This window comes from Thalassospira sp. GB04J01 (genome assembly GCF_000751115.1).
GTDB lineage: Bacteria > Pseudomonadota > Alphaproteobacteria > Rhodospirillales > Thalassospiraceae > Thalassospira > Thalassospira lucentensis.
This window is the reverse complement of the sequence record NZ_CCDX020000004.1, coordinates 212,988-227,051: the sequence shown is the minus strand read 5'-3', so window position 1 is coordinate 227,051 and position 14,064 is coordinate 212,988. Positions and strand designations below refer to the sequence as shown.

Here is a 14,064-nt window from a genome sequence, read left to right as displayed (position 1 = left end):
TTTAAATGGCTTCCGATTACGGATTTTACGCTGGTATTTTGCGCTTTGTCGCGAAGAAAACTGAAACCGAAGACCGGGAAGTTCGCATCATGATGGGCCATCTGGCCGGGATTGCCGATGCAATTGAACAAACCGGGCGCTTCATGGTCGAACGCGACAATTGCGAAAGTGCCGCGCGCGCCTTTGCCGGTGTTGCCAAGTTCCTTCAGGAACGCATCCTGCCCGAAGCATTGAATGCCGGCAATGAAGCCGCGGTCGAGCAGCTTAAATGGACAATTGAGACATCACTTGTGCTGGCGGCTGAACTGGTCAAACGGGCGGCGAATGAGGACCTGAAAGATCAGGATAGCTTTACCTTTGACCTGCCCGCGGCACCGGGGTCCCCGACCATCCATTAAGGACAAGAGAAGGGGCACTTCGTTTTATGTCGTGCCTACGTCGGTTTGCCCGGCCACCACGCGCAGATAAGCATCCTGTAACTCCGCCAGAACCGATTTTTCCGGTGCGGGTGCGCCCAGATGGATGTGGCGCAACTCATCCATAAAATCGACCCACATTTGCGGTCCGCCTTCTTCGAGCAACTGGGCGCGGATCGACAGTTCCCGTGATACCGGTGTGTGACGCCGCCCCCACGCCCCCATTTGCACCAGAAGCGGAACGAGCTGAATAGCCGCTTCGGTCAGGCTATAAATCGATTTTTGTCGATGGGTTGGATCTGGGTATCTAACAAGCAAACCTTCGGCCAGCAGTCGTTTAAGCCGGGCCGACAGAATGTTTGACGCTATGCCTTCTTCTGATTGGCCAAGTAACTCGCGAAAATGGCGACGGTTGCCAAACATCACATCGCGAATGACGATCAGGCTCCAGCCATCACCAAGTATTTCCAATGTCAGGTTGATCGGACATCCCGAACGATGTTGATCCATTTGCAGGTATCCTTTTTCATACTGATTGCAAAATAGGATTGGTTTTGCTAAAACACAACAGATTGCATATTGCAATCAGTTAAACCCAATCCTTAGGGAGGCGCGAATGTCGATCACGTTTTATGGACACCCTTTTTCCGCTTATTGCAAAAAGGTCCTGATCGCCTTTTATGAGCACGACCTGGCATATGAGTTACGCCAGATTGATTTCGAAGGGTCCAGTGCTCTTGATGAATTTTCGGAAATCTGGCCGATAAAGCGTATGCCGGTCATTGTCGATCAGGGCCGCCCGGTCATCGAAAGCAGCATTATCATTGAACATATCGACCAACATTATCACCGTGATGTCCGGTTGGTTCCACAAGACAGCCAGTCGGCGCTTGAGTCCCGGTTCATGGATCGATTTTTTGACAATTATATTTTCACCCCGCAAATGACGGTGGTGTTTGACGTGCTGCGCGACCAACAGAATCGCGATGCTTACGGCGTTGCAAAGGCCAAAGAACTGCTTGAAACATCTTACGAGTGGCTCGATACCAAAATGGCCGACCGTACATGGGCGATTGGGGATGATTTCAGCATGGCCGATTGTGCAGCGGGTCCGGCATTGTTTTACGCGCACTGGACGCACCCGATTGATCCAAAGTTCGGGCATGTCCATGCCTATCGTAATCGTCTGATGGTCCGCCCATCCTTTGCACGTTGTATCGAAGAAGCCCGCCCTTACCGCCATCTTTTCCCACTGGGCGCACCAGAAGCGGACTGAGGCCTTATTCCAGACGACAGCGATCCACCAATAACCCAAACAAAAATGCCGGCCCCTTGGGACCGGCATTTTGCATGAATTGGACCGTCCTGACTAGCTCAGCGGGCGAAGACTTTTGCACGCTGCAGCAATGCGGTTGCCTCGAATTCCTTACCATACGGTGCGGCTTTTTTGGCAAAATCCATCATCGACGCATAGATACGACCATTCAGGTCGTTCTTGTTCGCGATTTCTTCGACTGCGGCCTTGGATGCATCGGCAAAGGCAAGGATCAGATCGTCGTTGAAGTGACGGATTTCCGTACCCTTATCAAGGATCGCCTGATAGGACTGAACGTTATTGAACGCAAAGTCGGCAAGGGTCTGATCGGTGTTGGCCTGTGCGGCAACCGCAACAATTTCCTGCAAATCTTCTGGCAGTTCGGCAAGTTTGTCCTTGTTGATAAAGACTTCAATGCCCGAACCCGGTTCGGCGAATGCCGGGGTGTAGTAATATTTGGCGACACTTGCCAACCCGAACGCATAATCGTTCCAGGGGCCGACCCATTCCGCCGCATCAATTGCGCCAGACTGCAAGCTTGGCAGGATGTCGGAAGCCGGAAGCAGGGTCGGATTTGCGCCGAGACGGCGCATGGCTTCGCCACCGATACCGGCATAACGGACTTTAAGGCCCTGAAGGTCGTCAACGCTGTTGATTTCCTTATTGAACCAGCCACCGGCCTGAAGGCCCGTGTTGCCCGCGAGGAACGGCTTGGCGTTGAACTGGGCGTAAAGTTCATCCCAAAGTTCCTGACCACCGCCAAAGCGCAGCCAGCCGGAAAGTTCCCAACCCATCAGGCCAAACGGAATGGTGGTAAAGAACGAAACCGCCGGGTCCTTGCCAAACCAGTAATACGGAGTGGCGTGCGCAAGATCAGCAACGCCCTGCTCAACCGCATCCATGCATTCAAGGGCCGGAACCAGTTCACCCGCACCATAAACGTTGATGTTCAGACGACCACCGGACATTTTGTTCACACGCTGTGCAAACAGTTCACCATTGGCACCAAGGCCCGGTGTGCCTTTTGGCCATGGCATCACCATGCGCCAATTGATGGTTTCTTCGGCTTTGACGATGGCTGGTGCGGCGGCTGTCGCGGCAAACGCGCCCGCTGCAACACCAGCACCGCTCAGAAACTGACGACGTTTCATTGTGGGGCTCTCAATCTTTTATTGGCAAATTTTTGCGTTAAACGATCACGAAGGTAATTTCGTAACCTTACATGCAGCCAAAGTTACGGTTTTTGCCGCCCCCAACAATTCATCTTTGCGGGATGCTGCATCACGCGCCTTGCATGGCATTTACATTGCTTCCTCGAAGTTCACCCTGCGGTTTCCATGCGAAAGGGGCGGCCACATGGCCGCCCCTTTGTCTGACGGGACTTAAACGTCCCCAATATGTGGTTCGTACGATGCGCTTTTTAGGCTTAGAATCCCCAGACTTTCGCGCGGTGCAGAAGACCGGTGGCCTCAAACTCCTTGCCGTAGCGTGCGCCCTTCTTGACCAAATCAAGATAGCTTGCGGCAATACGGCCAGACAATTCATCCTTGGCGGCGATTTCATCAACAGCGGCCTTGGACTGTTCGGCCAGCGCCATGATGACTTCATCAGGGAACTGACGGACTTCAACACCCTTGTCGATCAACGGCTGATAGGACTGCAGGTTATTGAAGGTAAAGTCGGCAAAGGTGTTTTCAGCAATCGCCTGTGCGGCATAGCGAATGATCGCCTGCATATCAGGTGTCAGGCTGTTGAATTTGTCCTTGGAGATGAAAATCTCAAGCCCGGGTCCGGGTTCGTGGAAAGCCGGGGTATAGTAGTATTTGGCAACCTGATACAGGCCAAACGCCAGATCGTTCCATGGACCAACCCACTCGGCCGCATCAATTGCGCCACTTTGCATCGCAGGCATGATTTCGCCCGGCGGGATCATGGTGACGTTTGCACCGACACGGCGCATGGCTTCACCGCCCAAACCGGCATAGCGCATTTTAAGGCCCTTAAGGTCATCAAGTGAATTGATTTCCTTGTTGAACCAGCCACCGGCCTGCATGCCGGAGTTCCCGGCATAGAACGGAACAACATTGAATTCGTCGTAAGCTTCTTCCCACAATTTCTGTCCGTCGCCAAAGCGCAGCCAGCTGGACAATTCCCACGCGGTCAGACCAAACGGAATGGTCGAGAAAAAGTTCAGCGCCGGATTTTTACCCTGCCAGTAATACGGGGTGCCGTGGGCCATTTCGACCACGCCCTGTTCCACCGCATCCATGCATTCGAACGGCGGGACGATTTCACCACCGCCAAAGACGGAGATGTTCAAACGGCCACCCGACATTTCCTTAACCATGGCGGCGAATTTTTCCGCATTGGTGCCAAGGCCCGGTGTGCCCTTTGGCCAAGGCATCACCATGCGCCAATTCAGGCTTTCCTGCGCAGAAACAACTGCCGGTGCGGCAACGGATGCGGCAACCGCGCCGACACCGACACTGGCCCCTTTAAGGAACTGACGACGTTTCATTGGAATCCCCTTAAATTCTTATAATTTGGTGGTTTTTTGCGCGACCACCGACGTTCGTTGGGGGATTTTGGCTAAAACAGGCGTGGGTTTCCACTATTTTTGCAAAATCGGTGAATTATTTTTTCATCGACGTTACGGAAAGCAGGGCTTAGGCCCCCTACCCGATATAGCGTTGATAGTCGGCAACGAACTGTTCGGGCGTTCCGGCACCAAGCGGGGTGTTGTAATACTGCTTCCAATAAGCCGCGAGTGCATTGATATCGTTTGGATCAGACGGCATTGCTGCGGGGGCGCGGTAATAGCGAATACGACACATCGCCGTTGCATAGGCCAGATTGGTCGCAAGCTGGCTCGCCTTATCAGGCTGATCACCAGAACCGGTTGAGGACGCCACAGCCGGACTGACGGCAAGATACGCATCGACCTTTGCTTTTAACGCCGCCCGGCTGGAATAATCGAGATAGTTTTCATAGCAATCATTTAGCGTGGCGGGCTCCATCTGATAAATGCCCATGGCCGGGCCGCCGCCGACCTGCTTGATGAAATCGCCCAGATGGCTTTCATGGGCGGCGGTCCCCATGATCAGATTTTCGGCCACATCCGGAGCAGACAGATCCAGCGCGGCAAGAACCGGCCGGACGACGAGGGTACGTAATTGATCGGGATTAATTGGCATGTTCGCACCTTTGCGATCTATGTGAATGAAACCATCAGACACACGACGCGGCAGGTCGGGTTTTGGGAAAAATTTCAGCCCGTTTTGACGTTTAAAACGTCTTGCAAAGGTAAAACTATTCTAACGGGAGGCGAGAAACCATACCAACGTATAGTTCACAATGAAGATCAGTACCCAACCTAGAATTACAGAAGGATATCCAATCACATAGAGCGCATTTTATCGCCTTGGGGGACAATACATGCATCCGGAAATTCGACGTCGCCTTGAATTTATTGATTTCAACGACACAAAGGCCAAGCTGCTTAAAAAAGCGTGGCCAGTCATTGATAAGAACATCGCGCCAATTCTGGATGTGTTTTACCAAAAGGTCATGGGACGCCCGGACCTGGCCAAGATCATTGGAGACCCATCGAACATCGACAGCTTAAAGAATGCGCAGCGCAAACATTGGGGAAAGCTGTTCGCGGGTACGTTTGATGATTCGTTCTATGAAGATGTCCGGCGTATCGGCAAAGCCCATGAACGCATTGGTCTGACGCCAGAGTCCTATGTCTCGGCCTATAATTTCATGCTTGGTGAAATTACCTCCCTGCTGTTGAAGCATTTCCGCAAGGATGCAGATGTATCCATGATGGTGGTTGCCGCCACCAATGCCTTGCTGGTTGATGTGGAAATGGCCATCACCGTCTATTACGAGGAAACTCAAAACACCTACAACCGCAAACTTCATGACATGTCGACCGAGTTTGAAACAACCATCGGCACCGTCGTTTCCGCAGTTGCGACATCTGCTGACGAAATGTCGCATGCGTCAAACACGCTTCTTGCCAGCATGAATGAAACCCAGTCCGAGGTTGAAAAGGCACGCGGTGCCGCGGAAATATCGGCCGATAACGCCACGACCGTTGCCGGAGCGGCAGAAGAACTTGATAGCTCCATCCGTGAAATATCCAGTCAGATTTCACGCGCATCGACCATATCAAACGAGGTGGAAGCATCGGTCAAATCGACGTCCGATACGATCGAAACCCTGAATACCGCAGCAGAGCAAATTGGTACCGTTGTTGATCTGATCGATAAAATTGCCAGTCAGACCAATCTTCTGGCCTTAAATGCAACGATTGAGGCTGCCCGCGCGGGTGAAGCAGGCAAAGGCTTTGCCGTGGTCGCAAGCGAGGTCAAGAATCTTGCCAATCAAACCGCCAAGGCAACAGGCGATATCACCGAACAAATTGATTCTGTTCAGGCAAGCACCGGTGCGGCTGTGACGGCGATCCGTGAAGTCGCGGGGCAAATCGGTGCGATTGTTGATGCCGTAACCGCTATTTCGGCCGCTGTTGAACAACAGGCCGCCGCCACCACCGAAATCAGTGGCAACATCAACACAGTTTCCTCGGCCAATCGGGATGTGAATACCAGCCTTGAAACCGTCAACGGGACGGCCAGCAGAACCAGTTCGGTCGCAGCAGAGGTGTCCGAAGTTTCGAAAACACTTCAACGCAATTCTGAACAGTTGCGTGCTGATGTTGATGCCTTTGTTAAACGCCTGACATCTAACGACTAAGCACGGTCCAAACCCACCACCAGCCCAAAGCAGGCGCAAGGAACGTCCTCCTTGCGCCTGACGTCGTTTTACCGTGCAGGTGTTAGTGTTAGACGTAGACCTGTCGCCCCGATCAAGGGGCCATAGGGTATTTATCGCATTAACGAATGTTGTAGATCACAGGGATCGTCAGCGTGATCCGTTCCTCGATCATGTGCTCGGGAAAGGGGGGGAACTGTTTGACGCGTTCGATCATGCGTTGGGTTTCCCGATCCAGCAGTTTTGATCCGCTGCCTGAAATCATCTCGAACACTTCAATCGATCCATCCTTGGCGATCACAACACGGATGCTGTTCTGGCCTTCGATCCGGCGGCGCTTTGCCCGTTCGGGATACTCGCGGTAGCGGTTGAGCATCTGAACAACCGACGATTTGTAATCAACCATGGCGGCCCGGCTAGCGGCCCCACCACCACTGCCGCTTGATGAACTGGCAGCCTGGCTTTGCGCAACCTCGCCAACCGTCCCTTCGGAGTGGCTGGAATTGGTTGCCCCGGCGGGTGGTGTTGGTGCCGGCGCCTTTTGCGGTTTCGGGGTCTCGACCTTTTTGACCGGTTTTGGGGCTTCCACTTTTTTCACCGGCGGCTTTGGCTTCATCTGAACCGGCAGCACATCGGCAAGTTTTTGAACCACGACCGGCTCTGGCTCTGGCTCTGGCTCTGGCTCTGGGACCGGCTCAACGATTTCAGGTTCGGGTTCGGGTTCCGGTTCTGGCACCGGTTCAGGTTCGACGACTTCTTCGACGACCGGTTCTGGTTCGGCAATTGGCTCAGGTTCTGCGACGGGTTCTGATTCCGGCTCCGGCTCGACCACCGGTTCGGGCTCTGGTTCCGGCTCGACCTCTTCAACCGGTTCTTCGGCCATACGGCTTTCGACGGAATCTGCGGCCTGCTGATCGGTTTCGGTTTCACCGGTTGTTGCCTGCCCGGCACCAAGCGAGATGCTGATACTTTGAACAGACCCCGCCCCGCCCCAGCCAGATGGCTGTGGATCGGGCATCGCCAAGACGACACCCCCGGCAAGAACAAGCCCGGTCAGCCCGGTTGCAATCAGGAAATCTACGCGTTTTGACATATCATTCCTGTTCCGCTTCCATCGCGGTCATCAACTGCACTTTATCGATGCCAAGTTCCTGCAACCGTTTAAGCAATGCGACGACCTTTACGCCATCTGTTTCACGATCAGCGCGGATTTCCACAGGACGACCGATATAATCAACCGGCAAGAAGGACGACAAGTTTTCAAGCGTGCCTTTCTGATCATCAATGCCGACCTCGCCCGCCTTGCCAAACCATAGAACGATGGTGTCTTCGGGTTGGCTTTCGGCCGTCTGGCTTGCTGGTGGATTGACGTCAAAGGGCCCTAGCTTTTGCAGGCTGCCGGCAATCATGAAGAAAATCAGCAGCAGGAACACGATGTTGATCAGTGGCAGCATCGGTTCCTGAACCGGACTGTCATCAGCAATCTGAATACGGCGCTTCATTCCACAAGATCCACATCAGTAACGCCACCCCGGCCCAGCGCATCCATCACTTCGATAAGATGTTGCAAGTTTGCCCCATTGATCGGGCGCAAGCGTACCGGCGCGTTGGCGTGATCACGCACCAGCATCGGAGCCAGCGCACTCAGCGACACAGCTTCGCCACTCAGGGATAGCTTACCGTCTGCATCAACATTGATGGTCACGGGGAGGACATCGCTTTGACTGGTTGCCTTACCATCCGTAATTGCCACCGACATCTCAAAGCCCTTCCAGTCAAGGAAGCTTGAGGCCAGCATGAAAAAGATCAGCAGGATGAAGACGACATCAATCAGCGGCGTCAGACCGATCATCGGCGAAGAACCGCGATTACGTTCACGCAATTGCATTGGGCGTATTCCGGGATGGGTTTCTATTCAGCTGCGTGACGCAGCTCTGCGACGTTGGAAGCCGGTGCGTGTGCCTTGTGCGACAATTCGTTGCGATTGACCACGATGGTACAGACGTCTTCCATAACGGCTGCTGTACGGCTGATAACGCCCTGCATCCACATATGGAACGCCGTTGCCGGGATCGCCACGACCAAACCGATTGCCGTCGTCAAAAGTGCCAACCAAATACCGCCAGACAATATCGAAGGATCAATGCGGCTGCCCGCCCCTTCCATCTTCTGGAAAGCGTCGATCATGCCCATCACGGTCCCCAGAAGCCCAAGCAGTGGGCTTAGGACCGCAACGGTCGACATGATGCGTAAACCACCACTAAGGCCGTCCACCTCTTTGCGTGCGCGGGCAGCAATCAAATCAGATGCCGCTTCACGCTCGGACGGGGACGCAACCGAAAGGCTCATGCCCGAAAGCCCGATACGTGCCGCAGGATGACGGCGGCGCGCCATCAGTTCGGCGGCTTTGGCCTCATCACCATTGATCAGGTGGCGTTCAACATCAGAAACGAAACCGTCTGCAAACACACCACGGCGCAGGAACCCGACAAGCTTGTAAAAGAACACCACCAACCCGATCAGGGCCATGGCCGCCAGAACCCAGCCGACAACACCCGCACGGTCCACTTGCTCAATCACCGGCAGCCCCATCAAACCATCGCCAAGAAAGCTTGTCTGGGTCGTAGCTGTGGTGTCGACCGGCAGCCCAGTACTTGGGTCGACCAATACGGTTCCGTCCGCAGCAAGAGTTCCGGTCGCGAGTACATCGGCGGTCGCCGCCGGCGGGTTTTGCAGCGCGCTTTGCGGGGAGCCTTGTGCATCACCGGATGTGACCTGCGGATTTACGGGTTCAGGCATGTGTCTATTCCGATCAAATATGTGATCATCACCGGAGATCCTGCTCCGGTGCGGGTGAAAATGATTTGCATTCTTTACATGAAATAGAATTGCGATGCAATCGCAACAGAACAGTTTTGCAGCTTTTTCGTGCATATCAGCGTCGCACCTCGTGCGCGGCCAATTGCCGTTACAGACAAAACAAACGGGAACAAAGACGGGGAAATAAAGCGGGCCAAAGCCCGAATAAGCAAAACCCCCGGAACGTTTGGTTCCAGGGGTTTTGAAATGGTGAGCCCGACAGGATTCGAACCTGTGGCCAACTGATTAAAAGTCAGTTGCTCTACCAACTGAGCTACGGGCCCTCAACGTTGGTGAGCGGCGTTTTAATGGGACTGGCGTCATCGGTCAACCCCCCTTTTTGCAGGAAATTGCATGCCTGCCATTCTGGGTGCGGAAAAGCTCCGAAAACCGAGCGTTTTTTCCATCAAAAAAACAGCCCCAAATGACATTTCAAACGCCTGCTTAAACCGTAAGGTAAACAGGTGCTTGGCCCCGGCAGGATTGAAAAGTTTCGGAAAAGAAAAAACCTCCGAAACCGAAAAGGTTTCAGAGGTTTTTTGGTGAGCCCGACAGGATTCGAACCTGTGGCCAACTGATTAAAAGTCAGTTGCTCTACCAACTGAGCTACGGGCCCGTCGTGTTGGTGAAGCGCGTTTTAATGGCACAGGCGGCGCTGGTCAACACCTCTTTTCCATATTTTCCCGCTTTTTATGCTTTCAGGCCCTAAAACGCGAAAGCCGCCCCATAAAGGGACGGCTTTCGGTTGCAATTGATCGGGTCGCGCGCTTAGCTGGCGTCGGCTGCAACCTGCATTTTGATAATCTGATCAGGATCAGCGACCGAGCCATTGGCCCAAGGCGCACCTTTCTTGATCATATCGACATATTCCATGCCCTCGGTCACCTGCCCCCAGATGGTGTATTGCCCATCAAGGTGTGGTGCATCGGTAAAGCAGATGAAGAACTGTGAGTCTGCACTGTTCGGGTTGGCCGAACGGGCCATGGAAACAGTGCCGCGACTGTGGTGCCCCTTGGAGAACTCGGCGTCGAGTTTCTGGCCGGAGCCCCCCGTGCCGTTTCCATCGGGATCACCGGTCTGGGCCATAAACCCTTCGATCACACGATGGAACACCAGTCCATCATAGAACCCCTCGCGGGTCAGTTCCTTAATACGGGCCACATGATTGGGCGCAAGGTCGGGGCGAAGCTGGATTACAACGCGGCCATCTTTCAGATCAAGATAAAGCGTGTTTTCCAGGTCCTGCGCACCGGCGTCGTTTGCGTTGGACATGGTTACAATTCCTAGTGCGAGTACAAATAGCGATAAAATACGAATAAGACGCATGGCCTGCGTTATTCCTTTTCCTCTGCCAGCTTCTGATGCAGGCGTTTAAGCACGTTGGCGGGAACGAATTCAGTAACGTCGCCCCCCAAACGGGCAATTTCCTTCACAAAGCGCGAAGAAACAAACTGCTGCTTTTCAGAAGCCATCAAAAAGACGGTTTCAACTTCCGGGGACAGCCGGGCATTCATCCCGGCCATCTGGAATTCATATTCAAAGTCAGAAACAGCCCGAAGTCCACGGAGGATCGTGCTTGATCCGTTTTCTTGGGCAAACTGCATCAAAAGCGAAGAAAATGGCTTTACCGAGGTACGGGCAGCAACCTCGCCCCCCGCAGCCTTAAGAGCCTCTTCGACCAATGTACAGCGTTCGTCGACACCGAACATGGGGCCTTTGCCAGCGTTGATCGCAACGCCGACAATAAGCTTGTCCACAATTCGGGTCGCACGACGAATAATATCCATATGCCCCTGGGTAACCGGGTCAAAGGTGCCCGGATAAATCCCGATACGTGAGGCGGTAGCAGACATTTCAGTCATCGAACTTCCACTTAATCGTCGCTGTCCACACCATCGGATTCCGGTGCATCACCGGCATCTTCGGCACTTGTCGGCACGGCGTCATCGGTGATTTCGACGGCATCTGCGACACCTTCGATCAGACCTTCTTCGCCCTCGATTTCGTCATCACCACCAAGATTTGACAAACGTTCAACAGCAACGACTTCTTCGTCCTGTGCTGTCCGGAACAGTGTCACACCCTGTGTCTTACGACCGGCCATGCGAATGTCATGGGTTGGCATACGAATGACCTTGCCACCATTGGTGACCATCATCAGTTCGTCGCCTTCTTCAATTACGAAGGACGCGGCAACGTCGCCATTACGTTCAGACATTTCGATGTTGGCAAAGCCCTGACCGCCACGACCGGTTACACGGTACTCGTAGGCCGAGGTCCGCTTGCCATAGCCGTTTTCCGTCACAGACAGGATCATCTGATCGCCGCTGAGAATTTCCTGATAGCGTTCTTCGGACAATAGTTCGAGCGGAAGGCTATCCGCCGTGATTTCCTCGCGACGCAGTTTACCTGCGATCGAAAGATATTCACCGCGTTCTTCCATCGAAACATGGTTGCCAAACAGAACCGACATCGCGATGACTTCGTCTTCGTCTGCCAAACGGATACCACGGACACCAACCGAATTACGGCCGGTAAACACGCGAACATCGGTCACACGGAAACGAATGCATTTACCCTTGTGGGTGGTCAGCAAGATGTCGTCATCATCGGTACAGGTCTGAACCGCAATCAGTTTGTCGCCACGATCTTCTTCAAGTTTCATGGCGATCTTGCCGTTCGATTTCACATTCACGAAATCGGCAAGACTGTTACGACGCACATTCCCGGTCGATGTGGCAAACATCACATGCAGGTTCGGCCATTCTTCCTCATCCGGAAGTGGGAGAACCGTGGTGATATATTCGCCCTCAGACAATGGCAGCATGTTCACAAGAGCCTTACCGCGCGATTGCGGTGTGCCTTGTGGCAGACGCCAGACTTTCATTTTGTAGACCATCCCCTCGGAGCTAAAGAACAGCACCGGTGTATGGGTATTGGCAACAAACAGTTTGGAAACGAAATCTTCTTCGCGGGTCGCCATGCCTGAGCGCCCCTTGCCACCGCGACGCTGTGCACGATAGGTCGAAAGCGGAACACGCTGGATATAGCCAGTATGAGACACAGTAACCACCATGTCTTCACGTGCGATCAGATCTTCGATGTCATGTTCAAAGTCGCCTTCCTGAATTTCACTACGACGTTCGTTGGCGAACTCGTTGCGCATTTCAGTAAGCTCATCCTTGAGGATCGTCAGCTTCCGCTCACGCGAGGCCAGGATATCAAGGAAGTCTTTGATTTTCTCACCCAATTCGGTCAATTCGGCCGCGATTTTATCGCGTTCGAGACCGGTCAGGCGATGCAGGCGAAGTTCAAGGATCGCACGGGCCTGTGCTTCGGACAGGCGATACTGACCATCGGTCGAGCCCACCTGAAGCGGATCGGCAATCAGTTCGATCAGCGGCACAATGTCACCAGCCGCCCAATCACGCGCCATCAGTTGTTCACGTGCAATCGTCGGATCAGCAGCAGCCCGGATCAGTCGGATCACTTCGTCAATATTGGCAACCGCAATCCCAAGACCCACGACAACGTGGGCACGATCACGGGCCTTTTTGAGAAGGTGGATGGTCCGACGCGTAATGACTTCTTCGCGGAACTCAACAAATGCCTGAATGATTTCCTTCAGGTTCATCAGTTCCGGCTTGCCCCGGTTCAGGGCCAGCATGTTAACGCCAAACGACGTCTGCAACGCGGTAAAGCGGAACAGCTGGTTCAGAACCACGTCGGAATTGGCATCACGTTTAAGTTCGATCACCATGCGTACGCCTGAACGATCAGACTCATCGCGCAGATCGGAAATGCCTTCGAGTTTTTTGTCGCGCACCAGATCAGCGATTTTTTCCATCAGGCTCGCCTTGTTCACCTGATAGGGAACTTCGGTGACGATGATGGCTTCGCGGTTGGCACGGACTTCTTCGACATGGGTGCGGGCCCGCATGATTACCGACCCACGGCCGGTTTTAAATGCAGAATGGATGCCCGAACGGCCCAGAATAAGCGCGCCAGTCGGGAAATCCGGACCATGGACGAATTCCATCAGGCCTTCGATGGTGATTTCCGGGTCATCGACATAGGCCATACAGCCGTCAATAACTTCACCAAGGTTATGCGGCGGAATGTTGGTTGCCATACCAACCGCAATACCACCCGCACCATTGACCAGCATGTTGGGAAAACGTGCTGGCAGAACCGATGGTTCCTTGGTGGTTTCGTCATAGTTGTCGCGGAAATCGATGGTGTCTTTATCGATATCTTCGAGCAGGAAGTGCGCGGACTTGGCCATGCGGGCTTCGGTGTAACGCATGGCGGCGGCTTTATCGCCATCCATGGACCCAAAGTTGCCCTGCCCGTCGATCAGTTGCAGGCGCATGGAGAAGCTTTGCGCCATACGAACCATCGCGTCGTAAATCGCGCTGTCGCCGTGCGGATGGTATTTACCCATCACGTCCCCGACGACACGGGCCGATTTACGGAATGGCTTGTTATAGTCAAAACCGTTTTCATGCATGGCGTACAGAATACGTCGGTGCACCGGCTTCAAACCGTCTCGGACGTCAGGCAGCGCACGGCTGACGATCACGCTCATTGCGTAATCGAGATAGCTTCGGCGCATTTCTTGTTCGATGGATACCGGGAAAATATCGCGGCTCTCGGAATTGGTCTCTTTGGTGGACAAAGGCCGTGACCTCTTAA

General features: G+C 53.7%; 15 protein-coding genes and 2 tRNA genes. 4 read left to right on the top strand and 13 right to left on the bottom strand.

Annotated features, from left to right (window positions below; genetic code table 11):
* The first annotated feature begins 5 nt into the window (after window positions 1-5).
* Window positions 6-398: a hypothetical protein gene (locus AMM48_RS01410; RefSeq protein ID WP_102782631.1), complete on the top strand. Its 393-nt coding sequence runs from the start codon at window positions 6-8 to the stop codon at window positions 396-398.
* A gap of 24 nt (window positions 399-422) precedes the next feature.
* Here the strand turns inward: AMM48_RS01410 and AMM48_RS01405 are convergent, their stop codons facing one another.
* Window positions 423-926, bottom strand: a complete 504-nt coding sequence (locus tag AMM48_RS01405; protein WP_102782630.1) for a helix-turn-helix domain-containing protein — start codon at window positions 924-926, stop codon at window positions 423-425.
* Between the two features lie 106 nt (window positions 927-1,032).
* Between AMM48_RS01405 and AMM48_RS01400 the strand changes: the two genes are divergently transcribed.
* Complete coding sequence (locus AMM48_RS01400; RefSeq protein WP_102782629.1) at window positions 1,033-1,692, top strand: glutathione S-transferase family protein; 660 nt, start codon at window positions 1,033-1,035, stop codon at window positions 1,690-1,692.
* Between the two features lie 98 nt (window positions 1,693-1,790).
* Here the strand turns inward: AMM48_RS01400 and AMM48_RS01395 are convergent, their stop codons facing one another.
* The 3 genes from AMM48_RS01395 to AMM48_RS01385 form a co-directional block, all read right to left on the bottom strand.
* Window positions 1,791-2,882, bottom strand: a complete 1,092-nt coding sequence (locus AMM48_RS01395) for a TRAP transporter substrate-binding protein (RefSeq protein ID WP_102782628.1) — start codon at window positions 2,880-2,882, stop codon at window positions 1,791-1,793.
* A 275-nt stretch (window positions 2,883-3,157) separates the two neighbouring features.
* Window positions 3,158-4,249 (bottom strand): TRAP transporter substrate-binding protein, encoded by a 1,092-nt coding sequence (locus tag AMM48_RS01390; RefSeq protein WP_102782627.1) that lies wholly within the window; start codon window positions 4,247-4,249, stop codon window positions 3,158-3,160.
* A gap of 157 nt (window positions 4,250-4,406) precedes the next feature.
* Window positions 4,407-4,925, bottom strand: a complete 519-nt coding sequence (locus AMM48_RS01385) for a hypothetical protein (RefSeq protein ID WP_022733582.1) — start codon at window positions 4,923-4,925, stop codon at window positions 4,407-4,409.
* 241 nt (window positions 4,926-5,166) lie between these two features.
* Here AMM48_RS01385 and AMM48_RS01380 point away from each other — a divergent pair, with 241 nt between their 5' ends.
* Window positions 5,167-6,492, top strand: coding sequence for a globin-coupled sensor protein (locus tag AMM48_RS01380; protein WP_102782626.1), 1,326 nt, complete (start codon window positions 5,167-5,169; stop codon window positions 6,490-6,492).
* A gap of 139 nt (window positions 6,493-6,631) precedes the next feature.
* On the opposite strand, the gene AMM48_RS01375 is transcribed toward AMM48_RS01380, so the two are convergent.
* The 5 genes from AMM48_RS01375 to AMM48_RS01355 form a co-directional block, all read right to left on the bottom strand.
* Window positions 6,632-7,603: an energy transducer TonB gene (locus tag AMM48_RS01375; protein ID WP_102782625.1), complete on the bottom strand. Its 972-nt coding sequence runs from the start codon at window positions 7,601-7,603 to the stop codon at window positions 6,632-6,634.
* 1 nt (window position 7,604) lies between these two features.
* The gene (locus AMM48_RS01370) at window positions 7,605-8,012 is read right to left on the bottom strand and encodes a biopolymer transporter ExbD (protein WP_102782624.1); all 408 of its coding nucleotides are present in this window, start codon (window positions 8,010-8,012) and stop codon (window positions 7,605-7,607) included.
* The gene (locus tag AMM48_RS01365; RefSeq protein ID WP_102782623.1) at window positions 8,009-8,398 is read right to left on the bottom strand and encodes a biopolymer transporter ExbD; all 390 of its coding nucleotides are present in this window, start codon (window positions 8,396-8,398) and stop codon (window positions 8,009-8,011) included. The genes AMM48_RS01370 and AMM48_RS01365 overlap by 4 nt, the downstream gene beginning before the upstream one ends.
* Before the next feature lie 23 nt (window positions 8,399-8,421).
* Window positions 8,422-9,309, bottom strand: a complete 888-nt coding sequence (locus AMM48_RS01360; protein ID WP_102782622.1) for a MotA/TolQ/ExbB proton channel family protein — start codon at window positions 9,307-9,309, stop codon at window positions 8,422-8,424.
* A 268-nt stretch (window positions 9,310-9,577) separates the two neighbouring features.
* Window positions 9,578-9,653 (bottom strand) — tRNA-Lys (locus AMM48_RS01355).
* A gap of 70 nt (window positions 9,654-9,723) precedes the next feature.
* Between AMM48_RS01355 and AMM48_RS01350 the strand changes: the two genes are divergently transcribed.
* Window positions 9,724-9,915, top strand: coding sequence for a hypothetical protein (locus tag AMM48_RS01350; RefSeq protein WP_102782621.1), 192 nt, complete (start codon window positions 9,724-9,726; stop codon window positions 9,913-9,915).
* On the opposite strand, the gene AMM48_RS01345 is transcribed toward AMM48_RS01350, so the two are convergent.
* The 4 genes from AMM48_RS01345 to gyrA all read right to left on the bottom strand — a co-directional run bounded on the left by AMM48_RS01345 (window position 9,910) and on the right by gyrA (window position 14,047).
* A tRNA-Lys gene (locus AMM48_RS01345) sits at window positions 9,910-9,985 on the bottom strand. The genes AMM48_RS01350 and AMM48_RS01345 overlap by 6 nt on opposite strands.
* Before the next feature lie 152 nt (window positions 9,986-10,137).
* Window positions 10,138-10,641 carry a peptidylprolyl isomerase gene (locus tag AMM48_RS01340; RefSeq protein WP_102782620.1) on the bottom strand — a complete coding sequence of 168 codons (504 nt, stop codon included), beginning with the start codon at window positions 10,639-10,641 and terminating at the stop codon, window positions 10,138-10,140.
* Window positions 10,642-10,703: 62 nt separating this feature from the next.
* Entirely contained in the window at window positions 10,704-11,231 is a 528-nt protein-coding gene (gene coaD, locus AMM48_RS01335; protein WP_101303930.1) for a pantetheine-phosphate adenylyltransferase, read from the bottom strand.
* Between the two features lie 11 nt (window positions 11,232-11,242).
* Entirely contained in the window at window positions 11,243-14,047 is a 2,805-nt protein-coding gene (gyrA, locus tag AMM48_RS01330; RefSeq protein ID WP_102782619.1) for a DNA gyrase subunit A, read from the bottom strand.
* Window positions 14,048-14,064: the final 17 nt, after the last annotated feature.

Coding starts and splice junctions, on each gene's coding strand:
- AMM48_RS01410 (WP_102782631.1), top strand. CDS start 6: ATGGCTTCCGATTACGGATTTTACGCTGGTATTTTGCGCTTTGTCGCG.
- AMM48_RS01405 (WP_102782630.1), bottom strand. CDS start 926: ATGGATCAACATCGTTCGGGATGTCCGATCAACCTGACATTGGAAATA.
- AMM48_RS01400 (WP_102782629.1), top strand. CDS start 1,033: ATGTCGATCACGTTTTATGGACACCCTTTTTCCGCTTATTGCAAAAAG.
- AMM48_RS01395 (WP_102782628.1), bottom strand. CDS start 2,882: ATGAAACGTCGTCAGTTTCTGAGCGGTGCTGGTGTTGCAGCGGGCGCG.
- AMM48_RS01390 (WP_102782627.1), bottom strand. CDS start 4,249: ATGAAACGTCGTCAGTTCCTTAAAGGGGCCAGTGTCGGTGTCGGCGCG.
- AMM48_RS01385 (WP_022733582.1), bottom strand. CDS start 4,925: ATGCCAATTAATCCCGATCAATTACGTACCCTCGTCGTCCGGCCGGTT.
- AMM48_RS01380 (WP_102782626.1), top strand. CDS start 5,167: ATGCATCCGGAAATTCGACGTCGCCTTGAATTTATTGATTTCAACGAC.
- AMM48_RS01375 (WP_102782625.1), bottom strand. CDS start 7,603: ATGTCAAAACGCGTAGATTTCCTGATTGCAACCGGGCTGACCGGGCTT.
- AMM48_RS01370 (WP_102782624.1), bottom strand. CDS start 8,012: ATGAAGCGCCGTATTCAGATTGCTGATGACAGTCCGGTTCAGGAACCG.
- AMM48_RS01365 (WP_102782623.1), bottom strand. CDS start 8,398: ATGCAATTGCGTGAACGTAATCGCGGTTCTTCGCCGATGATCGGTCTG.
- AMM48_RS01360 (WP_102782622.1), bottom strand. CDS start 9,309: ATGCCTGAACCCGTAAATCCGCAGGTCACATCCGGTGATGCACAAGGC.
- AMM48_RS01350 (WP_102782621.1), top strand. CDS start 9,724: ATGCCTGCCATTCTGGGTGCGGAAAAGCTCCGAAAACCGAGCGTTTTT.
- AMM48_RS01340 (WP_102782620.1), bottom strand. CDS start 10,641: ATGTCCAACGCAAACGACGCCGGTGCGCAGGACCTGGAAAACACGCTT.
- coaD (WP_101303930.1), bottom strand. CDS start 11,231: ATGACTGAAATGTCTGCTACCGCCTCACGTATCGGGATTTATCCGGGC.